Source organism: Achromobacter sp. T5-5, from assembly GCF_055397965.1.
In genome coordinates this window covers 1,421,759-1,447,978 of record NZ_AP027919.1, presented here as the reverse complement: position 1 = coordinate 1,447,978, position 26,220 = coordinate 1,421,759, and the positions used below count along the sequence as shown (strand labels likewise).

At 66.6% G+C, this 26,220-nt stretch carries 21 protein-coding genes; 13 read left to right on the top strand and 8 right to left on the bottom strand.

Annotation, left to right across the window (positions count from 1 at the left end; all coding sequences use genetic code 11):
• Positions 1-25 precede the first annotated feature (25 nt).
• Together moaA and ACZ50Q_RS06470 are read right to left on the bottom strand one after the other, a co-directional pair.
• A complete protein-coding gene (gene moaA, locus ACZ50Q_RS06475; RefSeq protein WP_464080943.1) occupies positions 26-1,129 on the bottom strand; it encodes a GTP 3',8-cyclase MoaA in 1,104 nt (367 codons plus the stop codon).
• 7 nt (positions 1,130-1,136) lie between these two features.
• Positions 1,137-2,246 (bottom strand): substrate-binding domain-containing protein, encoded by a 1,110-nt coding sequence (locus ACZ50Q_RS06470; protein ID WP_464080942.1) that lies wholly within the window; start codon positions 2,244-2,246, stop codon positions 1,137-1,139.
• 158 nt (positions 2,247-2,404) lie between these two features.
• On the opposite strand from ACZ50Q_RS06470, the gene ACZ50Q_RS06465 reads away from it, so the two are divergent.
• From ACZ50Q_RS06465 to ACZ50Q_RS06435, 7 genes are all read left to right on the top strand, one after another.
• A complete protein-coding gene (locus ACZ50Q_RS06465) occupies positions 2,405-2,962 on the top strand; it encodes a formate dehydrogenase subunit gamma (protein ID WP_464080941.1) in 558 nt (185 codons plus the stop codon).
• Positions 2,959-4,539 (top strand): formate dehydrogenase beta subunit, encoded by a 1,581-nt coding sequence (locus ACZ50Q_RS06460; protein ID WP_464080940.1) that lies wholly within the window; start codon positions 2,959-2,961, stop codon positions 4,537-4,539. The genes ACZ50Q_RS06465 and ACZ50Q_RS06460 overlap by 4 nt, the downstream gene beginning before the upstream one ends.
• Positions 4,540-4,552: 13 nt before the next feature.
• Positions 4,553-7,429, top strand: a complete 2,877-nt coding sequence (fdhF, locus tag ACZ50Q_RS06455) for a formate dehydrogenase subunit alpha (protein WP_464080939.1) — start codon at positions 4,553-4,555, stop codon at positions 7,427-7,429.
• Positions 7,430-7,455: 26 nt separating this feature from the next.
• Positions 7,456-8,277, top strand: a complete 822-nt coding sequence (gene fdhD, locus ACZ50Q_RS06450) for a formate dehydrogenase accessory sulfurtransferase FdhD (RefSeq protein ID WP_464080938.1) — start codon at positions 7,456-7,458, stop codon at positions 8,275-8,277.
• Between the two features lie 18 nt (positions 8,278-8,295).
• Positions 8,296-8,553, top strand: coding sequence for a formate dehydrogenase subunit delta (locus tag ACZ50Q_RS06445; RefSeq protein WP_092582490.1), 258 nt, complete (start codon positions 8,296-8,298; stop codon positions 8,551-8,553).
• Positions 8,554-8,680: 127 nt separating this feature from the next.
• On the top strand, positions 8,681-10,348 hold the full coding sequence (locus ACZ50Q_RS06440) for an OFA family MFS transporter (RefSeq protein ID WP_092582489.1): 1,668 nt from the start codon (positions 8,681-8,683) through the stop codon (positions 10,346-10,348).
• 139 nt (positions 10,349-10,487) lie between these two features.
• Positions 10,488-11,606, top strand: coding sequence for a methyltransferase (locus ACZ50Q_RS06435; protein WP_092582488.1), 1,119 nt, complete (start codon positions 10,488-10,490; stop codon positions 11,604-11,606).
• Positions 11,607-11,636: 30 nt separating this feature from the next.
• On the opposite strand, the gene ACZ50Q_RS06430 is transcribed toward ACZ50Q_RS06435, so the two are convergent.
• The 6 genes from ACZ50Q_RS06430 to ACZ50Q_RS06405 form a co-directional block, all read right to left on the bottom strand.
• Positions 11,637-12,881 carry an arsenic transporter gene (locus tag ACZ50Q_RS06430; protein ID WP_464080937.1) on the bottom strand — a complete coding sequence of 415 codons (1,245 nt, stop codon included), beginning with the start codon at positions 12,879-12,881 and terminating at the stop codon, positions 11,637-11,639.
• Positions 12,882-12,896: 15 nt separating this feature from the next.
• Positions 12,897-14,129: an MFS transporter gene (locus ACZ50Q_RS06425; protein ID WP_464080936.1), complete on the bottom strand. Its 1,233-nt coding sequence runs from the start codon at positions 14,127-14,129 to the stop codon at positions 12,897-12,899.
• Positions 14,130-14,745: 616 nt separating this feature from the next.
• Positions 14,746-18,786: a YCF48-related protein gene (locus ACZ50Q_RS06420; protein WP_464080935.1), complete on the bottom strand. Its 4,041-nt coding sequence runs from the start codon at positions 18,784-18,786 to the stop codon at positions 14,746-14,748.
• Positions 18,787-19,196: 410 nt separating this feature from the next.
• Positions 19,197-19,955, bottom strand: a complete 759-nt coding sequence (locus ACZ50Q_RS06415) for a DUF1345 domain-containing protein (protein ID WP_464080934.1) — start codon at positions 19,953-19,955, stop codon at positions 19,197-19,199.
• 67 nt (positions 19,956-20,022) lie between these two features.
• Positions 20,023-20,547 (bottom strand): chromate transporter, encoded by a 525-nt coding sequence (locus ACZ50Q_RS06410; RefSeq protein ID WP_076516177.1) that lies wholly within the window; start codon positions 20,545-20,547, stop codon positions 20,023-20,025.
• Positions 20,544-21,119 (bottom strand): chromate transporter, encoded by a 576-nt coding sequence (locus tag ACZ50Q_RS06405; protein ID WP_464080933.1) that lies wholly within the window; start codon positions 21,117-21,119, stop codon positions 20,544-20,546. Before ACZ50Q_RS06405 ends, ACZ50Q_RS06410 begins: the two co-directional genes overlap by 4 nt.
• Before the next feature lie 138 nt (positions 21,120-21,257).
• Here ACZ50Q_RS06405 and ACZ50Q_RS06400 point away from each other — a divergent pair, with 138 nt between their 5' ends.
• From ACZ50Q_RS06400 to ACZ50Q_RS06375, 6 genes are all read left to right on the top strand, one after another.
• Positions 21,258-22,190, top strand: a complete 933-nt coding sequence (locus ACZ50Q_RS06400; RefSeq protein WP_464080932.1) for a LysR family transcriptional regulator — start codon at positions 21,258-21,260, stop codon at positions 22,188-22,190.
• Positions 22,191-22,265: 75 nt separating this feature from the next.
• Entirely contained in the window at positions 22,266-23,084 is an 819-nt protein-coding gene (gene murI / locus ACZ50Q_RS06395) for a glutamate racemase (protein WP_464080931.1), read from the top strand.
• Between the two features lie 86 nt (positions 23,085-23,170).
• On the top strand, positions 23,171-23,596 hold the full coding sequence (locus ACZ50Q_RS06390) for a universal stress protein (RefSeq protein ID WP_076516185.1): 426 nt from the start codon (positions 23,171-23,173) through the stop codon (positions 23,594-23,596).
• Between the two features lie 15 nt (positions 23,597-23,611).
• Positions 23,612-24,040, top strand: a complete 429-nt coding sequence (locus ACZ50Q_RS06385; RefSeq protein WP_092582482.1) for a universal stress protein — start codon at positions 23,612-23,614, stop codon at positions 24,038-24,040.
• Between the two features lie 10 nt (positions 24,041-24,050).
• The gene (locus tag ACZ50Q_RS06380) at positions 24,051-25,367 is read left to right on the top strand and encodes a PQQ-dependent sugar dehydrogenase (protein WP_464080930.1); all 1,317 of its coding nucleotides are present in this window, start codon (positions 24,051-24,053) and stop codon (positions 25,365-25,367) included.
• Positions 25,368-25,414: 47 nt separating this feature from the next.
• Entirely contained in the window at positions 25,415-26,119 is a 705-nt protein-coding gene (locus ACZ50Q_RS06375) for an SDR family oxidoreductase (RefSeq protein ID WP_092582480.1), read from the top strand.
• The last annotated feature ends 101 nt before the right edge of the window (positions 26,120-26,220 follow it).

Here is a 26,220-nt window from a genome sequence, read left to right as displayed (position 1 = left end):
CCCCGCGACCTCGCCGCGATCCAGTTCAGCCACCGATGTAGCTCATCTCGATCTTGCGCGCGGGGTCCGCCATGTTCTGGCCGCGCAGTTCGGAATAGCGGTCGCCGCGCGCCGACCAGATGCCCGCCAGGATGCGCGCCAGCTCCAGGTCCGACGCGCCGTCGCGCAACGGGGCGCGCAGGTCGTGGCCGTCGTGCGCGAACAGGCACAGGTAGAGCTTGCCCTCGGGCGACAGGCGCGCCCGCGTACAGCCGCCGCAGAAGGCGTGCGTGACGCTGGAGATGACGCCGATCTCGCCGCCGCCATCCACGTAGCGCCAGCGCTCGGCCACGCGGCCCATCTCCGTCGATTCCACGGGTTCCAGCGGATACACGGCGCCGATGCGGTCCAGCACGTCACGGCTGGGCACCACTTCTTTCAGGTTCCAGCCGTTGCTGTTGCCCACGTCCATGTACTCGATGAAACGCAGGATGTGGCCGCTATGGCGAAAGCGTTCGGCCATGGGCAGGATCTGCCCGTCGTTCAGTCCCTTGCGCACCACCATGTTGACCTTCACGGGCGCCAGGCCCGCGTCGGCCGCCGCATCGATGCCGCGCAGCACGTCATCGGGCGTGAAGCCGCTGTCGCTCATGTCCTGGAACATCGACGCATCCAGCGCGTCCAGGCTGACCGTCACACGCGTCAGCCCGGCGGCCTTCAGTGCAGCGGCCTTGCGCGCCAGCACGCTGCCGTTGGTGGTGAGGGTCAGGTCCAGGGGACGGCCCTGTGGCGTGCGCAGGTCGGCCAGCATGCCGACCAGATTTTCGATGTGCTTGCGCAGCAAGGGCTCGCCGCCCGTGAGACGGATCTTCTCGACACCGAGCTGCGTGAAGATGCCGGCCAGCCGGCTGATTTCTTCGAACGACAGCAGGGCCGAATGCGGCATGAAGCTGTAGCTGCTGTCGAAGACCTCGCGCGGCATGCAATACGTGCAGCGGAAATTGCAGCGATCCGTGACGGAAATGCGCAGATCGCGCAGCGGACGCGCGCGCTGGTCCAGCGCGGGCTGCCCGTGCGGCGGCAGTTCGCCCGGCGCCAGAGGGGCCGGCGGACTGCCGCGATGATCGGCAAGGAAGATCACTTTGCTCATGGCCACATCATATCCCGGCGGATCGCGGCGCGCGCTCCCGCGGAAAGGCTTCTTCCAGCGTCTGCAGCCGCCCCGTGTCGCGGGCATCGTAGCCCACGAGCTGGCCTACGTAACCGACATAATCCGGGCTGCGCATGATGGACAGCAGGTCGCGCATGGCGGGCGTGTCCAACGACGCCTTGCGGATGGCAAAAAAATAACGCTCGCGCACCAGCGGAATGAAGTCCAGGCCGAAGCGGCAGGCCGCCGTCTCCACGCCCACGCCCGTGTCCGCCATGCCGCTGGCGATGTGCGCGGCAATCGCCATGTGGGTGAACTCGTTGGTTTCGTAACCCTGCACCTCGCCGATCGACACGCCCGCGCGCTGCAGCATCAGCCCCACCAGATAGCGCGTGCTGGAGCCGATCTGGCGGTTCACGAAACGCACGTCCGTGCGCGCCAGGTCCGCCATGCCGCGGATCTGCTTGGGATTGCCCGCCGTGACGAAAAGCCCCGTATTGCGCACGGCCAGGTGGATCAGCATGTAGTCGTCGGCGTGCAGCCACTGCGCGTAGCGCTCCATGATGGGCGACTCGAAATCGCCCAGCGGCACCTGGAATCCGGCCAGGTCGCATTCGTGGCGTTCCAGCGAGGCCAGCGCCTCGATCGCGGTGCGATAGCGCAGTTCCAGCCCGGGCGTGCGCCCGCTCATGTGCTGCATCAACGATTCCACCGCAAAGCCGTGGCTGGCGTGCAGGCGCAGGTGCGGGCCGCTTTCGGGCAGCAGCCGTTCCAGCTCTTCTTGCAGTTCCGAGGCCATGCTGTCCAGCGTGGGCATCAGCCGCGCCTCGATGCGGCGGTTGGCCCACAGCAGGCGCTGCGCAAAGGGCGACAACTGCGTGCCCTGGCGGCGGTTGGTGATGAGCAGTTGCGTGCCGAAGATGGATTCGAAGCGGCGCAGCACGCCCCAGGCGTGCCGGTACGACAGCCCGCAGGCGCGGCAGGCGCCCGAGATGTTGCCGGTGGCGTCGATGGCCGCCAGCAGGGCGAGCATGTCCTGCAAGGGCACGGGCCCCGCCTCGTCGTCTCCGCCCAGCGTCCATTGCGGCCTTAGGCCGATTCGGAACTTATATGTCATTTATTTCTTATTGAAGGCGTTCAAGTACGCCGTTAGAGTACACAAATAATGAGGCAGACGGGCGTTTTATATGTTTTTTAGAACATATTAATCAGCGCCCGATCCCGCCCCGCAAAACGCCCCCTTGATGGGGTCACGCAACACAGGAGGAGACCGACGTGCACCTGCGCGAGGCAAAATCCGATCTGGCATCCAGCGGTGGAGCCCGGGGCGGCAAGCTCGCCCTGGACGCCGCCCAGGCGTCCCCCACCCCGGCCATCGCGGCCACGGCCCACATCCTTGCCCGGCTCAAAGACCAGCCCGGCCCGCTGCTGCCGGTGCTGCATGCGGTCCAGCACGAGCTGGGCTGTATTCCGGCCGAAGCGGTGCAGACCATCGCCGAGGCCCTGAACCTCTCCCGCGCCGAAGTCCACGGCGTCATCACGTTCTATCCCCATTTCCGCACCGAGCCGGCCGCGCGCCATACGCTCGAGGTCTGCCGCGCCGAGGCCTGCCAGTCCATGGGCGGCGAACGCCTGGCCGCCCATGCGCGCGCCGCGCTGGGCTGCGACTTCCACGGCAGCACCCGGGACGGAAACTTCACCCTGGAGCCGGTTTATTGCCTGGGCCTGTGCGCCCAGTCGCCGGCGGTCATGATCGACGGCCAGCCCCACGCCCGCGTCACCGAAGCCAAGCTGGACCGGCTGCTGGCCCGCACGCTGGAGGACACGCCATGAGCGCCCCCATCGTCATCTACGTACCGCGCGACGCGGCGGCGCTGGCCATGGACGCGGACGCCGTGGCGCGCGACATCGAACGCATCGCCGACCAGCGCGGCCTGGCCGTGCAGGTGGTGCGCAACGGCTCGCGCGGCCTGCTGTGGCTGGAGCCGCTGGTCGAGGTGGCCACCCCCGAGGGCCGGATCGCCTATGGTCCCGTCCAGCCCGAAGACGTGGCGTCGCTGTTCGACGCGGGTTTCCCCACCGGCGGCGAGCACCCGCTGCGCCTGGGCCCGACCGAGGAAATTCCCTATCTCAAGCAGCAGGAACGCCTGACCTTCGCCCGCGTTGGCGTGATCGATCCGCTGTCCTTGCAGGACTACGCCGCGCATGGCGGACTGCAGGGCCTGAAGCGGGCGCTGGCCATGCCCCCCGCCCAGATCGTCGACGAAATGGTCGAATCCGGCCTGCGCGGCCGCGGCGGCGCGGCCTTTCCCACCGGCATCAAATGGAAGACCGTGGCGGGCACGCCCGGCGACACCAAGTACATCGTCTGCAATGCCGACGAAGGCGACTCCGGCACCTTCGCCGACCGCCTGCTGATGGAAGGCGACCCGTACGTCCTGATCGAAGGCATGACCATCGCGGGCCTGGCGGTGGGCGCGACCTACGGCTACATCTACGTGCGCTCGGAATACCCGCACGCCATCGCCACGCTGGACGCCGCCATCGCGCGGGCGCGCAGCGTCGGCTGGCTGGGCGACGACGTGCACGGCAGCGGCCGCCGCTTCGACCTGGAAGTGCGCAAGGGCGCGGGCGCCTACATCTGCGGTGAAGAGACATCCTTGCTGGAAAGCCTGGAAGGCAAGCGCGGGGTGGTCCGCGCCAAGCCGCCGCTCCCGGCCATTTCCGGCCTGTTCGGCAAGCCCACCGTCATCAACAACGTGATTTCACTGGCCACGGTGCCCATCATCCTGGCCAAGGGCGCCGCGTACTACCGCGACTACGGGGTGGGCCGTTCGCACGGCACGCTGCCGTTCCAGCTTGCCGGCAACCTCAAGCAGGGCGGGCTGGTGGAAAAGGCGTTCGGCCTGACCCTGCGCGACCTGCTCTACGGCTTTGGCGGCGGCAGCGCGTCCGGACGGCCGCTGCGCGCCGTCCAGGTGGGCGGCCCGCTGGGGGCCTACCTGCCCGAGTCGCAATGGGACGTGCCGCTGGACTACGAAGCCTACGTCCAGATCTCGGCCATGATCGGCCACGGCGGGCTGGTGGCGTTCGACGACACCGTGGACATGGCGCGCATGGCGCGCTACGCCATGGAGTTCTGCGCCATCGAATCCTGTGGCAAGTGCACGCCCTGCCGCATCGGCTCGACGCGCGGCGTGGAAACCATCGACAAGATCGCCGCCGGCGGCCAGAGCCGCGAGCAGCGCGAACAGCAGGTGCACCTGCTGCGCGACCTGTGCGACACGATGCTGGGCGGTTCGCTGTGCGCGCTGGGGGGCATGGCGCCCTACCCGGTGCTGTCCGCGCTGAACCATTTTCCGCAGGACTTCGGCATCGAGTCCTCCCATTCTGCCGCCCACGCGGCCTGAACCCGAGACCGCCATGCTAGAAACCGTCATCAAGCGCGATCGCGACATGGGCACGCCGGCGCGCGTGTCCGACAACACCGTCACCCTGACCATCGACGGCCAGGAAGTCACCGTGCCCGAAGGCACGTCGCTGATGCGCGCGGCCGCGGACGCGGGCATCAACATCCCGAAGCTCTGCGCCACCGACAGCCTGGAGCCGTTCGGCTCGTGCCGGCTGTGCCTGGTGCAGATCGAAGGCCGCCGCGGCTATCCCGCGTCCTGTACCACGCCCGCCGAAAACGGCATGGTGGTCTACACCGAAACGCCCAAGCTGCACGACCTGCGCCGCGGCGTCATGGAGCTGTACATCTCGGACCACCCGCTGGACTGCCTGACCTGCCCCGCCAACGGCGACTGCGAGCTGCAGGACATGGCCGGCGTGGTGGGCCTGCGCAACGTGCGCTACGGCTACGACGGCGCCAACCATCTCAAGGCGGAGAAGGACGAGTCCAACCCCTACTTCACCTACGACGCCTCCAAGTGCATCGTCTGCAACCGCTGCGTGCGCGCCTGCGAGGAAACCCAGGGCACCTTCGCGCTGACGATCTCCGGCAAGGGCTTCGAGTCCCGCGTGTCGCCCGGGCAGGACCAGCCGTTCCTGGACAGCGAATGCGTGTCCTGCGGCGCCTGCGTGCAGGCCTGTCCCACCACCACGCTGCAGGAAAAGACCGTCATCATGATGGGCCAGGCCGAACACTCGGTCGTGACCACCTGCGCCTACTGCGGCGTGGGCTGCGGCTTCAAGGCCGAAATGAAGGGCCAGGAAGTGGTGCGCATGGTGCCCTGGAAGGACGGCCAGGCCAACCGCGGCCATTCCTGCGTGAAGGGGCGCTTCGCCTGGGGCTACGCCACGCACAAGGAGCGCGTGCTCAAGCCCATGATCCGCAAGCACATCACCGATTCCTGGAAGGAAGTGTCCTGGGAAGAGGCGATCGACTACGCGGCGTCCGAATTCCGCCGCATCCAGACCCAGTACGGGCGCGACGCGGTGGGCGGCATCACGTCCTCGCGCTGCACCAACGAGGAAACCTGGCTGGTGCAGAAGCTGGTGCGCGCGGCGTTTGGCACCAACAACGTCGACACCTGCGCGCGCGTGTGCCATTCGCCCACCGGCTACGGCCTGAAGCAGACGCTGGGCGAATCGGCCGGCACGCAGACCTTCGACTCCGTGATGCACACGGACGTGGTCATCGTCATGGGCGCCAATCCCAGCAGCGGCCACCCGGTGTTCGCCTCGCGCCTGAAGCGCCGCCTGCGCGAAGGCGCGCGGCTGATCGTCATCGACCCGCGCCGCATCGAACTGGTCAGCTCGCCGCACATCAAGGCCGACTACCACCTGCAGGTGCGGCCCGGCACCAACACCGCGCTGCTGTCCTCGCTGGCCCACGTCATCGCCACCGAGGGCCTGATCGCCGAGGACTTCGTGGCCGAACGCTGCGAGGAAAAGGCATTCAGGGAGTGGCGCGACTTCGTCTCGCTGCCCGAGAACTCGCCCGAGGCCATGGAAGAAATCACCGGCGTGCCGGCGCAGGCGGTGCGCGGCGCGGCACGGCTCTTTGCCACGGGCGGCAACGGCTCCATCTACTACGGCCTGGGCGTCACCGAGCACAGCCAGGGCTCGACCACCGTCATGGCGATCGCCAACCTGGCCATGGCCACCGGCAACATCGGCCGCGAAGGCGTGGGCGTGAACCCGCTGCGCGGCCAGAACAACGTGCAGGGCTCGTGCGACATGGGCTCGTTTCCGCACGAGCTGCCCGGCTATCGCCACATCTCGGACAACACCGTGCGCGCGCAGTTCGAAAAGGACTGGGGCGTCACGCTGCAGCCCGAGCCCGGCCTGCGCATCCCCAACATGTTCGAGGCCGCGCTGGGCGGGACCTTCAAGGGCCTGTACTGCCAGGGCGAGGACATCGTGCAGTCCGATCCCAACACGCAGCACGTGGCCGCGTCCCTGGCCGCGATGGAATGCATCGTGGTGCAGGACCTGTTCCTGAACGAGACCGCCAAGTACGCCCACGTGTTCCTGCCGGGCTCGTCGTTCCTGGAAAAGGACGGCACGTTCACCAACGCCGAGCGCCGCATCTCGCGCGTGCGCAAGGTCATGGAGCCCAAGAACGGCAAGTCCGATTGGGAAGTCACCGTGGCGCTGTCCAACGCGCTGGGCTACCCCATGACCTACAAGCATCCGCGCGAGATCATGGAAGAGATCGCGCGGCTCACGCCCACGTTCGCCGGCGTCACCTACGACAAGCTGGACAAGCTGGGCAGCTTGCAGTGGCCCTGCAACGACGATGCGCCGGACGGCACGCCCATCATGCACATCGACCAGTTCGTGCGCGGCAAGGGCAGGTTCATGATCACCAAGTACGTGCCCACCGACGAGCGCAGCACGCGCCGCTTCCCGCTGCTGCTGACCACGGGCCGCATCCTGTCGCAATACAACGTCGGCGCGCAGACGCGACGCACGCCCAACGTCATGTGGCATAGCGAGGACGTGCTGGAAATCCACCCGCAGGACGCCGAGGACCGCGGCGTGGCCGAGGGCGATTGGGTCGGCATCCAGAGCCGCAGCGGCGAGACCGTGCTGCGCGCCACGCTGACCGACCGGGTGCAGCCGGGCGTGGTATACACCACGTTCCACTTTCCCGAGTCCGGCGCCAACGTCGTCACCACCGACAGTTCCGACTGGGCGACCAACTGCCCCGAGTACAAGGTCACGGCCGTGCAGGTCACGCGCGTGTCCCAGCCCTCGGAATGGCAGCGCCAGTGGTCGCGATTTGCGGATATCCAGCAAAAGCTGCTGCGCGAACGCTCGCGCGAGACCGAGGCGGCGCTGACCGGGAAGTAACCGACCGCCAGCACGCCAGGGATCCCATGCCTACGCCAACCCACGCCCGCCCCGACTGCACGCCGACCCAGGTCATCCGCGTGCGCGCGGGCGTCATCGCCCCCGACGCCGAAACCGATCATGTCGCCGAGGAGACCCCGGTGGCGCTGGAATTCAACGGCATCAGCCACGCGACCATGCTGGCCACGCCGGCGGACCTGGAGGACTTTGCCGTGGGGTTCTCGCTGTCGGAGGGCATCATCGGCAGCGTGAGCGACGTGCGCGGCATCGACGTGCTGCCGCAATGCGGCGGCATCGTCGTGCAGCTGGAGATTTCCTCGGCCTGTGAAATGCGCCTGAAGACGCGGCGCCGCGCCATGGCGGGCCGCACCGGCTGCGGCCTGTGCGGCGTGGAGACGCTGCCGGAAGTGCTGCGCCCGGTGGCGCCGGTGACCAACGGCGCGCCGGTCCGCATCGGGGCCGTGCTGGCCGCCATGCGCGACATGCGCGCGCGCCAGACGCTGCACGACATCACCGGCGCCACGCACGCCGCCGGCTGGGCCGGCGGCGATGGCGCCGTGGCCCTGGTCCGCGAGGACGTGGGCCGCCACAACGCGCTGGACAAGCTGGTCGGCGCGCTGGCCCGCCAGGCCGTGAACGCCGCCGACGGCATCGTCGTGGTGTCCAGCCGCGCCAGTTTCGAGATGGTGCAGAAGACGGCCGCCGCCGGCGTCGCCGTGCTGGCGTCCGTGTCGGCCCCGACCGCGCTCGCCATCCGCCTGGCCACCGACGCCAACGTGACGCTGCTGGGCTTTCTGCGCGACGACGACGCCGCCATCTACGCCCACCCCGAACGCATCCTTACCTGAACCGGACGCACGACAGCAATGGAAATCCTCAATCTGATCCGCATGGCCAACCGCATCGGCCAATTCTTCGACGCCATGCCGGACCGGGCCGAGGCGCTGGAGGGCGTCGCCAATCACATCCAGAAGTTCTGGGAGCCGCGCATGCGCACCGAACTGCTGGACTTCCTGGCGCGCAGCCCCGATGGCGATGCCGGCGAAGAACAGTTGCACCCGCTGGTGCTGCAGGCGGTCACGCAGCATCGAACGCGCCTCACGCCGCAGGCGCGCGTCACCTAGCGCGTCCGGGCCGTGACATGACGGCCGCTCCGAAGTCGCAGGACAGCAAAAGATCCATAAAAGAGGCGGCGGGACCGGGGTTTTCCGGCCTACGCACGCTATAAAGCCGCACCCTTGAGGAGACATCATGGAAAGTAGTGCCACCCTGGACCTGCCCGGCTCACGGCCGGGCTTTTTCGACAAAGAACGCACCATCGCCGGGCCGGGCTTCTCGCGCTGGCTGGTACCGCCGGCCGCACTGGCCATCCACCTGTGCATCGGCATGGCCTACGGCTTTTCGGTGTTCTGGCTGCCGCTGTCCAAGGTGGTGGGCGGGTCCAAGCCGCTGGCGTGCCCGCCCGACATGAGTCTCGTGGCCGAGCTCTTCACCACGAGCTGCGACTGGAAGATTTCCACCATGGGGTGGATGTACACCCTCTTTTTCGTGCTGCTGGGCTGCTCGGCCGCGCTGTGGGGAGGCTGGCTGGAACGCGCCGGTCCGCGCAAGGCGGGCGTCGTGTCGGCGCTGTGCTGGTGCGGCGGCCTGGTCATCTCGGCCATCGGCATCTATCTGCACCAGATGTGGATGCTGTGGCTGGGGTCCGGCGTCATCGGCGGCATCGGCCTGGGCCTGGGCTACATCTCGCCGGTCAGCACGCTGATCAAGTGGTTCCCGGACCGCCGCGGCATGGCGACCGGCATGGCCATCATGGGCTTTGGCGGAGGCGCCATGATCGGCGCGCCGCTGGCCGACCTGCTGATGCGCCACTTCGCGACGCCGACCTCGCCGGGCGTGTGGCAGACCTTCCTGACCATGGCGCTGGTGTACTTCATCTTCATGATGTCGGGCGCGCTGGGCTACCGCGTGCCGCCCACCGGCTGGAAGCCCGCGGGCTGGACGCCGCCCGCCAAGCAGGTCAACAACGTCATGATCACGCAGCGCCACGTGCACGTGAAGCGCGTGTGGGGCGTGCCGCAATTCTGGCTGGTCTGGTGGGCGCTGTGCCTGAACGTCACGGCCGGCATCGGCATCCTGGGCATGGCCTCGCCCCTTTTGCAGGAGGTGTTCGGCGGCGGGCTGATCGACAAGCCGGAGTTGGGCTTCGGCCAGCTCGACAAGGACCAGCTTGCGGCCATCGCCGCCATCGCGGCCGGCTTTACCGGCCTGCTCAGCCTGTTCAACATCGGCGGCCGCTTTTTCTGGGCCAGCCTGTCGGACAAGCTGGGCCGCAAGATGACGTACTTCGTCTTCTTCGTGCTGGGCTTCTTCCTGTACGCCGCCATCCCCTGGACCGCGCACATGGGCGCTTTGGCCCTGTTCGTCGCCGCCTTCTGCGTCATCCTGTCGATGTACGGCGGCGGCTTCGCGACCGTGCCCGCCTATCTGGCCGACCTGTTCGGCACCCAGATGGTCGGCGCCATCCACGGGCGCCTGCTGACGGCGTGGTCCGCGGCGGGCATCTTTGGTCCGGTCCTGGTCAACTACATCCGGGAATACCAGCTTTCCATCGGCGTGCCGCGCGCCCAGGTGTACGACATCACCATGTACATCCTGGCGGGGATGCTGGTCGTCGGGTTCCTGTGCAATCTGGCGATCCGGCCGGTCAACGCCAAGTACTTCATGACCGATGAGGAACTCGCCCGCGAAAAAGCCCTGGCGCACGAGCGCGCGGTTGCGGCCGAAACCCATGGCGTGGGCAAGTCCAGCTTCCGCACGCCGCCCGCGCTGATCGCGTTTGCATGGGCCTGCGTGGGCATCCCGCTGGCCTGGGGCATCTGGATCACGCTGCAAAAGGCCGTCGTCCTGTTCCACTGATCCCCCCGCGCAGCCGCGGCGCCCTGGCGCCGCGCGCCGCGCCAGGGCGCGAAGCTGCTACATTGGCAGCCCGCGCCCTTTTCTTTTATGCCTTCCCCATGATCCTGCCCTTCCCCCGTTTCCCCGCCGGAGCGACATCTTGACCGCCCCCGAACTGCACTGGGAAGAGGACGGCGTTGCCCGCTCCGCCCGCTGGCGCTCGGAAACCGGCGCCACGCCGCCCAAGCGCGTCGTCGTCGCCGACGACACGATCACCGCGGACGTGGCCTACCGCCAGGCCTGCGAAGGGGTCGGCCTGCTGTGGCGCGGCGACTTCCAGAACGCGCGCCAGCTCTTGCAGGCGATGACCCGGCGGGTCGACAAGCGCCCGCGCAAACCGGTCGACACCCTGCTGGACGCCTTCAACCAGCATCGGCAGACGCAGTCGCAACGCGCCCGCATCCTGGGCATGCTGCTCATTCCCTTCGAGGCCGGCCACGTCATCCCGCTGCGCCGCGCCCCCGACGCCCATCTGGCCTGCGAAGCCGCGCACGGCCCGGCTGACGAACCCTACGTCGCCTCGCTGCGCGAACTGCTCGGCCAGATCGGCGCCTACGAATGGCGCAGGAAAGGCGTCGAAATTCCCGCCCTGAACAACCGCATCCACCCGCACTACGGCGTGTTTTCGCCGGTGCGCGGCGAATACGTGGAACTGGTCGCCAACACGCCGATGCCGCGCGGCAGCGTCGCCTTCGACATCGGCACCGGTACCGGCGTGCTCGCGGCGGTGATCGCCCGGCGCGGCGGCAAGCGCGTCATCGCCACCGACATGGATCCCCGCGCCATCGCCTGCGCGCGCGAAAACCTGGAACGGCTGGGCCTGGCCGGACAGGTCGACGTCGAACAGACCGACCTGTTCCCTGAAGGCCGGGTATCGCTGATCGTCTGCAACCCGCCCTGGCTGCCCGCGCGGCCCAGCTCGCCGCTGGAACACGCGGTGTACGACCCGGACAGCCGCATGCTGCGCGGGTTCCTGAACGGATTGAAGGACCATCTGACGCCCAATGGCGAGGGCTGGCTGATCCTGTCGGACCTGGCCGAGCACCTGGGCCTGCGCACGCGGGCGCAGTTGCTGGAGATGATCGAAGCGGCGGGCCTGCGCGTGATCGAAAAGCTGGACACGCGGCCGATGCACGGCAAGGCAAGGGATGCGGACGATCCCTTGTTCGCGGCGCGCTCCAAGGAAGTCACGTCGCTGTGGAGATTGGGCGCGGCTTGAGTGCGCAGCGCGACGCCCCCCGTCGCGCCCTCAACTGAAGACGTGCAGCGCCCCCAGCGCCAGCACCAGCGCGGGCGGCATGACCACCAGGCCCAGCCGAAGAAAGCTGAGCGCACTGATGTGCATGCCTTCCCGGCGCACGGCCAGCAGCCACAGCAAGGTGGCGAGCGAGCCGCTCACGGACAGGTTGGGACCCAGGTCGATCCCGATCAGCAGCGCGGCGGTGGCGGAGCCGGACAGGTCCGCCATGCGCGCCAACGAGCCCGCCATCAGTCCTGCAGGCAGATTGTTGATGACGTTGCCCGCGAGCGCGGCGCCCACGCCGCCTGCCCACAGCGCCGCGTCCGCCGACAGGCCGCGCATCGCGTCCGCCAGATCCTGCAACACGCCGCTGGCGGCCATGCCCTGGACCAGCACGAACAATCCGGCCACCAGCGGCAAGACGCCCCACGCGACGCCCTTCACGAGGCGCAGCGGGCTGGATCGCGTGACGGCCAGCACCAGCACCGCCGACACGCAGCCGGCCACCAGCGTGGGCAAGCCCAGGCGGTGCCCCAGGGCCGACGTGACGAGCAGCGTGCCCGCGGTGACGGCCACGCCCAGCGCGGCCATCCGCAGCGGCAATGTCATGGGCGGCAAGGCCGGCGACGACTTCAAGGGCTGCCGCAGGTCATGGCGGAACACCAGGCGCAACGTGACGTAGGTGGAACCGATGGCCAGCGCGGATGGCAGGGCGAAGTGCGCCAGCCACGGCGCCAGCGCGGGCATGCGGTCGCCGAACACGACCAGATTGGCCGGGTTTGAAATCGGCAGCACGAAGCTGGCCGCGTTGGCGATGAAGGCGCAGACGTACAGGTAGGGCAAGGGCGGCGCGCCGACCACGCGCGTCACCGCATAGACGGCGGGCGTCAGCACCACGGCGGTGGCGTCGTTGGACAGCAGCACGGTGACCACGGTCCCCACCAGGAACACCAGATCGAAAAGCCGCCGCGCCGACCCGGCGGCATGGTTGGCGGCCGCGACCGCCAGCCAGTCGAACAGGCCTTCCTGCCGGGCGACCTCCGCCACCAGCATCATGCCGATCAGGAACAGATAGACGTCGGTGCCCTCGAGGATGGCGGCGCCGGCCTGACCGGCGGGCACCAGGCCCAGTGTCACCAAGGCGATAGCGCCCACGCAGGCCCACACGTATTCGGGCAGCCGCCAGGGGCGAAACAGGATGGCCATGGTGGTTGCGGCGGCAATCAACCAGATCACGGCATGGGATAGCGACATGCTTTCAACAGGGAATCAAGGAAGGGAAGAAGAGGCCGACGCGGCGGGCGCCGCGCCGGGCGCGCGCGTCTCGGGCAACCACAGCAAGGCCAGGCAGGCCAGCGCCGCAATGCCTGCCAGCGCAAGAAACGCTGCACTGTAACCCGCATGCTGCACGATCAGGCCGGCCAACCCGTTGCTCAGCGCCGCGCCGACGCCGAACACCGTGGTGACGGCGCCCAGGCTGGCGTTGAAGCGGCCGGTGCCTTGCGTCAGGTCCAGCACCATCAGGGGCAGCACAGCGCCGAAGATGCCGGCGCCGACGCCATCCAGCAACTGCACGCCCACCAGCCATGCGGTGTCGTCCGAGAACGTGTAGAGCACGCCGCGCAAGGGCAGGATGAGAAAGCCGAACAGGAGCAGCGGCTTGCGTCCCAGCCGGTCCGCGTGGCGTCCCACGGCCATCGCGGCCGGAATCATGACGAACTGGGCCGCCACGATGCAGGCGGCGGTGAGCGGCGTGGCCAGCGCCGGATTGGCCAGGGCGAGCTTTTGCCCCACGAGGGGCAGCATGGCCGCATTGGCCAGATGGAACAGCGCGCAGCTCAGGGCCAGCAGCAACAGCGGCCGGTTGGACAGCAACTGACGCAGCGGCACGGGGTGCGCCTGCGCCGCGCCGCCGTGGCCCAGGCCGCGGGCCCGGGCCGGATCGATATGCGCGGGAATGCGCAGCGCGGCGGCCACGCTGGCCAATGCCATGGCGCCCATCAGGTAGAACACGGCCACCGGCCCCCACACATAGGCCAGGCCGCCGGCCAGCAAGGCGGCAACGCCGTTGCCGGCGTGGTTGAACGATTCATTGCGCGCTATGCGCTGCGTGAAGGCATGCGCGGCGGTCAGCCCCAGGGTGATGCCTGCGATGGCCGGCGCGAACACGGACGACGCGGCCCCCGCCACGGCCTGCGTCATCGTGACCCAGGCCAGGTCCGGGCTGGCCAGCACGGCCATGCAGGCCAGTGTCACCAGCACCGCCGCGGCGATGAGCAGCGCGCGCTTGTTGGACGCGCGGTCCACCAGCGCGCCCGCCGGCGTCTGCGCCGCCAGCGCCGCCAGCCCGGAGATCGTCATGACCAGCCCGATGCTGTCGGGCCGCCAATGGTGGACGGCAAGCAGGTAGATGGCCAGATACGGCCCAAGTCCATCCCGCACATCGGCCGCGAAGAAGTTCAGCCAGTCGAGGGGACGGGTAGCGGGTGATGGGGAGGGCAAGGTTCAATCGCGGCAACGGGATGAGGCATGTTAGATCACATCGGTTCCTCGCGAACGGCCTTGCGCTTTACCACCCCTCGCGTTCAACTAGATGACAGCTTCAAGATCGTGCGTCGCGATCAACCGTACCGACCAGTCGCCGTACGAATTTCACGCAGCACGGTGGCTGCCGATAGGCGCACAGGGCCCCGCCGCGTGCGGATGCGGTCCGCAAATCCGGTGTACCGCGGCACGAAACTCATGGCGGGCCGCCTACAGCCGCAACAGTTCCACCACCCTGGCGGGCGAATGGCCGGTCTCTTCGCGAATGATCCGGCCGAACTGCCGCGGCGGCATACAGGACGCCTCGTCCAGTTCCTCTCCCATCAATGGATTACGCAGATGCGCCTTCAGTTGTAGACCAAAGCGCGCTGCACGGTCCGAAATGAGCAACCTGGGCGATGCGATTGCAATCGCCGTGGGCGCTGAGTGCTCATGGATTTCCCCTTGCAGATATTTACATCGCGCGAACTATTCCTGGCGCGGAACTCCTGGCCCCCACATCATCGCCGGTTCATGGGACACGGCGAGGACCGGTAATTTTCTCGTGGAGTCCCATGCCCGAAGCAATCGCTGGCTATGTCGCAGGCACCCCGTTTGACTCAGGAAAAGTCACCGGAGGGAATCCTAATTCGCGGACGTAGGCTGCGTGGTTCATCCTCAGCGCGACCATGAAGCCTTTCGCATTGCCGCCACGCGCCACGACACGAGAAATCAGATTGAGCCAAAGTTCTAAGTCACCTCCACAGAGACGCGCGTGCTGGAAGGCGGCCAAACACTCGGCGAGAGGATCGATGATGTATTCGATGGCCTCTTCCGCCCCCACCTGCTTGCGAACCAAAAGTCCGTTTCGCTCCATCCGTAGGACCCAATCGACCCCTGATGCAGCTAGCCGTGCGTCGCCCTGAATCGCCGAATCAATATCCGCTCGACGAACCGGTTTCGGGCGAAAGTCCTCGCCAAGTTCGGCATAGGCAATCAAGGCGGCTGCTCGGCGGACCAGATTCACACCGTTGACGTTCTCTGGTTCGAGTACGCGCTTGGTCGCATCCAACTGCTCAACATAGATGAAATAGGCCTCCGGTACGTTTGCGGGCAATTCATTGATTGCCTTGATGCCCTGAGCACGACCGAGCTCTACAGCCTGCACAACAAATATGCGGACCAATAGGGGCGTGATGTCGAGCTCCTGTCCATCTACCGTAATCTGGTGCGCCAAGCGTTGCGCCAGCGCGCTCTGATTCGCCAGTCCTGGAAACAGGTCTCCAGCCTTCGAAATACTGAGTTGGTCTGCGAGAAAGCTGAGCAGTGTTGAAGAATCCAATGCTCGAGGTCGGAGCTCGATAGGTACTTCACTATCTATCGGGATCGGAAGTCGCGTTGTGCCAATCAGCGTCTTGGGAGACGCCTTTCTGTATAGATTGGTGATTGCAACCTGAGTGGACTGTCGCCGCTCGGAGATTCGATCCACGATGATGCACAGCCGTCCTCGAGAGAGAAGGGCACTTATGAAAGCGGGGGGCGGAACATCGCGCGGTAGCAGGGATTTCAGCTTTTCCTGCACGACCACAAAAACATCATCGAACTCTTCGTCGATGAATATCGCTGCGGCGGGGTGGGTTGTCAGCTCGCGGGAGAAGAACCAGCGACCTATCTCGATGGCGAGTCGAGTCTTGCCCGCACCACCTGGCGCAATAATCTGCATGCAACATCTGTCGCTTCGGAAGAAGCGACCTAATGCGAAGGGCGAAGGCTCGATGCGTTCGCCTCCGGGCCCGTCCACGGGCAGCACTGTGTAAGGTGGGATTCGGCCGGCCGAACCTTCAGCTGCGGTCTCGAAGCCTTTTTTCAAGGCGTCGCGGTGTGCCAATACCCAGGCGTTGAGGACACGGGGATGTCGGGCCAGCAAAGGCAGGAGCAAGGCGCGAAATAAGCCAACGATTATGTCTCCCACGCCGGGGATGCCCAGCCGAGAAGCGGCATCCAAAAGCGCCGGACGTATCGTCAGGCCAAGGATCCATAACGGCTTTATTGCAAGAAGCGTGTACATGATTGCGCTTCCCGCGAGGACAGCGCTCACGGTAAGGAACGACCAATGCTCGTAGAATGGATTGGGATGGTTCTCAACCTTCAGAGATTCATCGCCTGAAGGATAGACTTTGGCATAGCCTGGAACGCTAATGAGGATAGCTGCGTGAATGGGATCGCCAGGTGTTGCACTCAATAAACTGGGATCGATCACTGCTACAACCTTGTTGGACTCACTGATCGAGACTGCCGCGTCCGGGACGCGGCGATAGTTCGCATCGATACGTTGATCGGCAGAACTTCGAGCAAAGATTGACACGCACTTCGCGTCACTGCATCCGCGCGAGACGTCATCAAGAGTGATTCGAAGAACTGGTTGCCCCGAAAGCGAATAGTCTTGCACTATGCGCTGAATGGTAGGTGCTAATAAACCAATTTCGTCTCGGCGTTCTCCGACACGGACTGAGCCATGACCTATTGCTACCAAGGATCCATGAGGCCCTAATACAGCGCTCCACAAATCACTGTCATCGTCCTTATTTTTTAGCCACCCCCAGGAGAAACCTCCGTCAACCGAGCGAATAGCTAATGCGTCATTGCCCACAGCGACCAAAGCCCCGCTTGCATCAAGGACGACATCGTTGAGATCGGTTTCAGTAAGCTCGAAGGGCTTGGACCAGGTTTCCCCACCGTCCCTGGACCGAAGAATCGTGCCAGATTCACCCACAGCGATGAGCGAGCCCTTCGGATCTGCGACCACGCTTCTAAGCGCATTCTTCTGTTCGTCGCTGTACACCTCCGTCCAGGGCTTGCCGTAGGCGGAACGCACTACTACACCAGCCTCTCCGACAGCGACCATAGCGCCACCCGGCACAGCGATCACTTTTTCCAGATCGAGATGTGTGCCACTCGGGGTTAGCGTCCACCTAGCACCATGATCCGTCGAGCGAACAATTACGCCAGCATCCCCGACCGCGGTGAGGACGCCCTTGGCATCGACCACAACGCTTCTCAGCAGGCCTTCATTGGTCTCCGTCGGCCAGCCCTGTGTGGCTTTCCAGGTTTCGCCATCATCAGTGGACCGAAAAATCCTGGTTCCCACCGCGATAAACGCGCCGCCCGGTTCTGCAATCACCTTCGTAAGGGAGGTATCGAAAGCAGTTGGGGTCCACGTGTTCCCGCCATCAATGGAGCGTAGGATTTCTGCACCGACCGCTATGAGCGTCCCATTCCGCCCGGCAGTCACATCCAGTAATTCCGTATCTCGATAGGCTGACATCGCCCAGGTATGACCGCCATCCGCAGACCGGAGGATCGTACCGCGATCGCTTACAGCGATTAGCGAATCACCGGGCCCGGTGACTGCGCTAACAAAGTTTTTTATTGCTAAGCCCTCAACCACCACCCAAGTAATTCCGCCATCCATGGAACGCATGATTGTCCCATCAGAACCGACCGCAACCAATGCGCCACCTGGCTCGAACAGAACACTTCTGAGACTATCGCTAGTATCGGCTTCAATCGTAGACCAAGTAGCGCCACCGTCGATCGAGCGCTCGATCATTCCAGCGTTTCCCACCGCCACTAAAGGCCCGCCGGGCACTGAAGTCACGGCCCCGAAGTGGCCATATGACCCCACAAGCGCCAATTCCCAGGTCACTCCATGGTCCATGGACCGCAGGATCGTGGCGTCCCTACCGACAGCCACGAAAGAACCGCCGGCCACATAGATAACGCTGGATAGGTCGGCTCTGCGTATGCTTTTAGACGCCTTCCAGACACGGCCCCCGTCCTGGGAGTAAACAATTGCCCCTCCTCTCCCGACAGCGACGAGCGTACCGTCTGCGGCTGCCGTGACGCTAAGTAGGGTGCGTAGTGTCGGGCTATCTGCGACATCCCAGGTGAGCCCGCCGTCTGAGGACCTCACAATAGCGCCGCGCACACCCACGGCAACGACCGTCTCATTGTGCGATGCAATGCTGGTGATACGCTTGTCGGTATGGCTGTCTACCCTTTTCCAAGTAAGCCCATTGTCGGATGAGAGCACGATTTCTCCGCCCTCACCCACTGCAATGAGCTTACCGTTAGGACCTACGATCACCTGAGTGAGTTTCGAAAGGCCCTTTGGAAGGTCTAAATTAGACTGAAAGGCTTCGTCCGCATAACGCTCGATTGAAGAACCCACGACAACTACCGACCCATCGGGCGCTATCACCACACTCCTGATGTCGTGAATCTGTGTTCGCGCGACCTCCTTCCATGTCTTCCCGCCGTCACCTGATCGCAGAAGCACATTGCCTCCCGCCGCATAGATCGACGCGCCATCGTTGGTTACAGCCAATGAAACAAGCGCGGGGAAAGCGAAGGGTTCGTTTCTCGATAATGTTGGAATCTTGTTGTTGATTGAACCAGGAGTTTGTGTCCAAACCACGCGCTCGCCTTGCCGGTCGCACGCAGCCAACAGCGACACAAACAGTATGTAGGCAATAATTTTGATGCAGACGCCCGCCCGCTTCGCCAGCCAGCACGTTCCGCTTTGGTTGCGTCTTTCGCAGCGCAACGCGACTTCTTGATCGGAGATATCTGACATCACGCGGAAGGTTCCCAATTTTTTTGTGCCGAACCGGGCCTGATACGTGTGAAATTCCGTGTCCTTTAGTCCCTCCGTTATGTTCTCGCGGTCATTCGGGCACGGCATACCCAACTTGACCCATTGTCAAAGCAACGGACAACCGGATGGAACAGACGCAAGACAGGCTGCACCACACATTTAGTGGCCAGCCCCTTTCGCGAAAGCGCTGACCGACGCCAGTACTTCTCAGGGAACGGTTAGCGGGAAGCACCTAGCGGCGACGCGCGCCCGCGTACCACAGTGGCGAGGATCGGGACGGGCCTCGCGTCGTGCGAAGCCGCGAAGCTGCACCGGACTGGCACCGTTTCCCCGCTGGAGGCATGATCAAAAAAAGTGATTGACCGAGGCTTTTCGATATATAGACTGAACTACGCCCTGCCCGCCGCCACGTTCACGCTGATCGCAATGATGAACACATTGAAGAAGAACGCGATGACGCCATGCGTCATGGCCAGCCGCCGCACGCGCCGGTTGACGATCTGCACGTCGGAGACCTGGAAGGTCATGCCCAGCACCACCGAGAAATAGGCGAAGTCCCAGTAGTCCGGATCCTGCGTGCCCGGAAAATCCAGGCCCTTGTGCATGGCGCTGTCGTGCCCGTAGTAGCCGTGCGCATAGTGCAAGGCATAGATCATGTTCATGTAGAGCCACGACAGCACGATGGTGACCGCGGCGGCCAGCATGTCCACGACGGCGCCGGCGCTGCCCTGGGCGCGCAGTTCGACCCACAGGGCGACCAGGACCATGCAGGACAGGGCCACGCTGCTCCAGAGCACGCCCGAGCGCCCCACATCGTGCTGGCGCGCATGCAGCCGCATCTGGGCTGGACTGGTGCGGGCGAAGACGCGCGCGGTGAGCACCAGGAAGACCAGCGCCCCCGCATCGAAGCCGAGCAGGATGGACAGGCTGGGCGGCAGGCCGGCGGCGTCCAGCACGGCCGTCACCGCCAGCAGCAGGCCGGCGCACAGCATCAGCCTGCGGTGCGCGTGCAGGAATGGCAGGCGGTCGGGGAGCGACGCGTCTGGGGTGTCGGCGTCGCGGGTCCTGGCTTGCCGGGCGTTGTGATGCCGGGCCGTGCGGTTCCGGGCATCTTGATTCCGGACCCTGTCATCCTTGGGCGGCTGCATGGCGGGCTCCTGTCCGCGGCGCGGCCCCGGACTGGTTTCGCGCCCGGTCGCCGCGCAGGCCCTTACGCTAACCGATACCGAGCAAACCGGCCAGCGCGCCGCCGAACAGCAGCCACAGGGGATGGATGCGCGTGACGCTGCCCAGCAGCGCCACCGTGGCGGCGATGGCGCCGAGCAGCCAGGAATGCACCGAGGCCTCGGTGATGAGCGCCGCGCTGGCCGCGACCAGGCCCACGGTCATGGGGAAGATGCCCGCCTGGATGACGCCGCGCCACGGCCGGTCCTTGAAGCGTTCCCACAGCCCCAGCGCGAAGATGGTGATGAGGGACGACGGGCCGAACTTGGCGATGGTGGTGGCCAGCATGCCGGCCCAGCCGGCGACGTGCCAGCCGACCAGGGTGACGACCATCAGGTTGGGACCCGGCGCGGCCTGGCCCAGCGCGAAGAGCGCCGAGAAGTCGGCCGCCGTCATCCAGCCATGCACGTCGACAACCTGGCGCTGCATCTCGGGCAGGATGGTGTTGCCGCCGCCGAAGGCCAGCACGGACAGCTCCGAGAAAATCAGGACGAGGGCGATCAGGGTGTGGATCATCGGCGTTGCCTCCAGACCATCAGGATGCTGAGCGGCGTCAGCACCGCCATGGTCGGCAGGAGCGGCACGCGCAGCACGGCGATGGCGATGAAACAGGCGGTGGCGACGACGCCCGCGAGCCAGTCGCGGCGCTTGACGACGGGCATGCCGATCTTGACCGCCATCGAGATCAGCAGCCCCGCGGCCGCGGCGGCCAGGCCGGCAAAAAGATGCTGGATGTGGGGGTCGTCCTGGAAGCGGTCGTACACCATGCCGAGCATGATGACGATGAGCGATGGCGCCAGGATCAGCCCCATCAGGGCGGCGAAGGCGCCGCGGGGCCCCCGGAATTTCATGCCCAGGGCCACGGACAGATTGATGATGTTGCCGCCCGGCAGGAACTGGCACAGGCCCAGCAGCTCGGTGAATTCGGCGCCGCTCAGCCAGCGGTGCTTTTCGACCACCATGCGGCGCGCCAGGGGCAAGGCGCCGCCGAAGGCGGTCAGGCCGAGCATCAGGAATCCTTGGAACAACTGGCCGCAAGTGGGAGGCGGCGGTAACCCGGCCGGCGGGGTGGTGGGTGCTGCATTCATGTGAAGTCTGGCCGGTGCGGAGCCGGCAATCGGGGCGGGCGCGGCGGCGCGCCAGGGGTGGATATCAGGATCGCAGCCTACGCTTCGTTCAAGATAATGTCTAATATATGGACGACTCAATATTCATATCGACAAAATATGGCATCCGTAGATCTGCGGCTTTTGCGCTATTTCCTGGCTGTCGCCGAAGAAGCCCACCTGACCAAGGCCGCGGCCCGGCTGGGCATCCGCCAGCCGCCCCTCAGCCAGCAGATCCGCGTGCTGGAAGCGGAGCTGGGCGTCACGCTGTTCCATCGGCTGCCGCGCGGCATGGAACTGACCGAAAGCGGGCGCGCGCTGCTGGACGATGCGCGCAACATCATCGCGATGGTGGACCAGGCCGTGGACGGCGTGCGCCGCGTGTCGCAGGGCGAAGCCGGGCGACTGACGGTGGGATTCACGGGATCGGCCGCGTTCCACCCCTTCGTGCCCGCGGTGATCCGGCGTTTCCGGGAGAGCGCGCCGCAGGTGCGCCTGGTGCTCGAAGAAAGCAGCACGGGCGAACTGCGCGAGGCCGTGGCCGAGGGGCGCATCGATGTGGCGTTCATCCGGGGCGCGCACGGCACGGACCGCGGCGTGCAGATGGAAACCGTGCTTGAAGAGGCCATGCTGGCGGCCTTTCCGGCGGACCATCCCGCGGTGAAGGGGCGTACGCGCACGCACATCGCCCTGTCGGAGCTGGCGGATGAATCGCTCATCCTGTATCGCCGCCACAGCGGCCCGGGCCTGTACGACGCGATCATTACCGCATGCAGCGCCGAGGGCTTCAGCCCGCGGGTGACGCAGGAGGCGCCCCGCATGCTGTCGACGCTGAGCCTGGTGGCCGCCGGGCTGGGCGTGTCGCTGGTGCCGGCGTCGCTGCGCCGCGTGAACATCGAGGGCGTGGTGTACGTCAGCGTCACGCATCCCGCCGCGCTGCGCGCGCCGCTGAACCTGATCTGGCGGGACGAGCCCCTGTCCGGCGCCGCCCGCAAGCTGATCGACCAGGCGCGGCGGCAGCGGGACGAGCCGCAGGCGGGCGAAGGCCTCTGAGGCGCGCTCCCGGCGCCGGCCCGCCCTGCCCCGGCGCTACACTTGCCGCCACCGCATTTAGCACCCGCCTTATCCATGCTTTCCGAATCCCCCATCGGCGTGTACGACTCCGGCGTCGGCGGCCTGAGCGTGCTGCGCGCGATCCGCGACGCGCTGCCCCATGAGCCGCTGCTGTACGTGGCCGACGCCGCCCACGTGCCCTACGGGGAAAAATCCCAGGAATTCGTCGAGCGCCGCGCCTGCGCGATTGCCGACTACTTTGTGTCCCGCCAGGCGCGCGCGATGGTGGTGGCCTGCAACACGGCCACGGCCGCCGCGATCTCGTTGCTGCGCCAGCGCCATCCCGGGCTGCTCATCATCGGCGTCGAACCGGCCATCAAGCCCGCGGCGCACCTGACGCACACGGGCGTGGTGGGCGTCTTCGCCACGACCGGCACGCTCGCCAGCCCCAAGTTCGCCGCGCTGGCGCAACGCGAGGCGCCCGAGGTGCGCATCCTGCTGCGGCCCTGTCCGCAGTGGGTGCGGCTGGTGGAACGGGGGGTGCTGTCCGGACCCGAGGCCCAGGCCGCGGTGCACGCCCCGGTGGCCGAACTGCGCGAGGCTGGCGCGGACGTGCTGGTGCTGGGCTGCACGCACTTTCCTTTCCTGCGCGATCTGATCCAGGAGGCGGCCGGGCCGGGCGTGCCGCTGCTCGAGACGGGCGCCCCGGTGGCGCGCTGGCTGCGCCACCAGTTGCAGGAACGCGGCCTGTTGCGCGGGCAAGGCCCCGGCACCCTGGCGCTGCAGACCACGGGCGAGGCTGCCGCGCTGTCCCACCTGGCAAGCGGGCTGCTGGGCCAGGACCTGGTCGCGCACGCCGTGCCCGAGCCCTGGCGGGGAACGCCCGCGGCTTGATCTGGCGCATCTTCCGGGCGGCGCCGGCGGGGCGAATGTGAGATACATTGGCAAGACCGCCCCACGGCCCGCACAAGGAAATGCCCATGAAACGCATCCTGATCCCCGTCGACGGCTCGGAACCCGCGCTGAATGCGGTCAAGGCGCTGCTCGACGCCCGCCGCTACGATCCGGTCGAACGGGTCGACCTGCTGGCCGTGCAGCTTCCCCTGCAGGCCGGGGCCTTCGGCAGCGGCCTGTCGCAGGAAGAGATCGACGCCTACCACCAGGAAGAAGGCGAGGCCGCGCTGCAGGCCGCCCGCGACCTGCTGACGCAGTCGGGGGTACCGTTCGAGACCCACATCCTGGCCGGCTCTCCCGCCGAGACCATCGCCCGCGTGGCGGATGAAACCGGCGCCAACGAGATCTTCATGGGCACGCGCGGCCTGGGCTCGGTGTCGGCGCTTTTCATGGGCTCGGTCGCCACGGGCGTCCTGTCCCTGACCGACCTGCCCATCACGCTGGTCAAGTAAGGCAAAGGAGCTTCCATGCTGAACATCCTGGTTCCCGTCGACGGCTCCGAGAACGCCGACCGCGCCGTCGTGTACGCCCGCCGCCTTGCCCAAGGCGCCCAGTCCGCCCGCATCCATCTCCTGAACATCCAGACGCCGCCGCGCGGGCGGGCCGGCGTGTCGCGGCTGATCACGCAAGAGATGATCAATGACTTCTACGCCCGCGAGGGCCAGGAGGCCACCGAATCGGCGCGCAAGCTGCTCAATGCCGCGGGCGTGGATTACGTGAGCCACGTCGTCTTCGGGCACGCGCCCACCGAAATCGCGGGCTATGCGCAGGACCATGGCTGCGCGCGCATCGTCATGGGCACGCGCGGCAACGGCAAGTTGCTCAACATCCTGATCGGCTCGATCGCCAACCAGGTGGTGCAGCTGGCGCAGGTGCCGGTCACGCTGGTGAAGTAGGCCAAAACCCATGCACCCCCTGCGACTCGTGCTGGCGGCCGGGCTGGCGCTGTCGATGCTCAGCGCCTGCGGCGAGGTCGCCAAGCTGCCCGTCGAAGCCGGCATGGGACCGAACCCCCAACTGCCTGCCCCGAACCCCACCCTCATTCCCACGGTGAACACGGCCAAGGCCGTGGGCTGGGCGCCGGGCGCGCAGCCGATACCCGCCCAGGGCCTGGCCGTGACGGCCTTTGCCAGCGGACTGGACCACCCGCGCTGGCTGTACGTGCTGCCCAATGGCGACGTACTGGTGGCCGAGACCAACGCGCCGCCCAAGCCCGAGGACGCGCCGGGCGGCATCAAGCAATGGGCCGCCGGGCTGGTGATGAAGCGTGCCGGCGCAAAGACCGTCAGCGCCAACCGCATCACCCTGCTGCGCGATGCCAACCACGATGGAGTGGCCGAGACCCGCACGGCGCTGCTGGAAGGGCTGAACTCGCCGTTCGGCATGGCGTTCGTCGACGGCCATCTCTACGTGGCCAATGCCGATGCGGTCGTGCGCTATCCCTTCGAACCGGGCCAGACCCGGATCACGGCGCCGGGCGTGCGGGTCACCGACCTGCCCGCGGGCCTGAACCACCACTGGACCAAGAACCTGATCGCCAGCCCGGACGGCGCCCGGCTGTATGTGTCCGTCGGCTCCAACAGCAACGTAGGCGAAAACGGCCTGGACATCGAGGAAGGCCGCGCCGCGATCTGGGAACTGGACGTCGCCAGCGGGCAAAAGCGCCTCTACGCCACGGGCTTGCGCAATCCGGTGGGCATGGCCTGGGCGCCGGACGGCAAGACGCTCTGGACCGCCGTCAACGAGCGCGACGAACTGGGCAGCGACCTCGTGCCCGACTACATGACCTCGGTGCGCGACGGGGGCTTCTATGGCTGGCCGTACAGCTATTTCGGCCAGCACGTCGACACCCGGGTGCAGCCTCCGCGGCCGGATCTGGTGGCGCGGGCGATCGTGCCCGACTATGCGCTGGGTCCGCACACCGCGTCGCTGGGGCTGGCCTGGTCGGGCGGCGCCGCGCTGCCGGAACCCTTTGTGGACGGCATGTTCGTGGGCCAGCACGGTTCCTGGAACCGCGATCCGCGCAGCGGCTACAAAGTGATCTTCGTGCCCTTCGACCAGAACCGGCCCGCCGGGCCCGCGCGCGACGTGCTGACCGGATTCCTGGACGACGCGGGGCAGGCGCAAGGCCGGCCGGTCGGCGTGGCCATCGACAAACGGGGCGGCCTGCTGGTGGCGGACGACGTGGGCAACGTGGTCTGGCGGGTGGCGCCCGCGCCCTAGGCGCCGCCCCTACAATGGCCGCTCCCGAATTCCAGACTGGAGCGAGCATGAGCACGGAAAAAGTGGCGATTCTCACGGCGGCCGGCAGCGGCATGGGCGCGGCGGCGGCCCGCAAGCTGGCGGCCGACGGTTACCGCATTGCGATTCTGTCGTCGTCAGGCAAGGGCGCAGCCCTGGCGCAGGAACTGGGCGGTCTGGGCGTCACGGGTTCGAACCGCTCGCCCGAGGACCTGTCCCGCCTGGTGGACGCCGCGCTGCAGAAGTGGGGCCGCGTGGATGCGGTGGTCAACAGCGCGGGCCACGGCCCCAAGGGCCCGCTGCTGGAGATCAGCGACGACGACTGGCACCTGGGCATGGAGTTCTACCTGCTGAACGTGGTGCGCATCACGCGCCTGGTCGCCCCGGTGATGAAGCAGCAGCAGTCCGGCGCCATCGTCAACATCTCCACCTACGCCACCTTCGAGCCGGAAGCCCTGTTTCCGACGTCGGGCGTGTTCCGCGCCGGGCTGGCCGCCTTCACCAAGGTGTTTTCCGACGAATACGCGCAGCACAACGTGCGCATGAACAACGTGCTGCCGGGCTTTATCGACAGCCTGCCGGAAAAGGACGACCGCCGCGTGCGCATTCCGATGGGCCGCTACGGCACGGCGCAGGAGGTCGCGGACCTGATCGCCTTCCTCGCGTCGGACGCGTCTTCCTACATCACCGGGCAGAACATCCGCATCGACGGCGGCATCACGCGCTCCGTGTAGGACGCCGCGGCGCGACGGCGCCGGCGCCATGGGGATCATGCATTTGGCGTAGTCCCTCGTCCGAATGACGGTATTGAAGCCCGCCCCCGGCCTTTAGTACC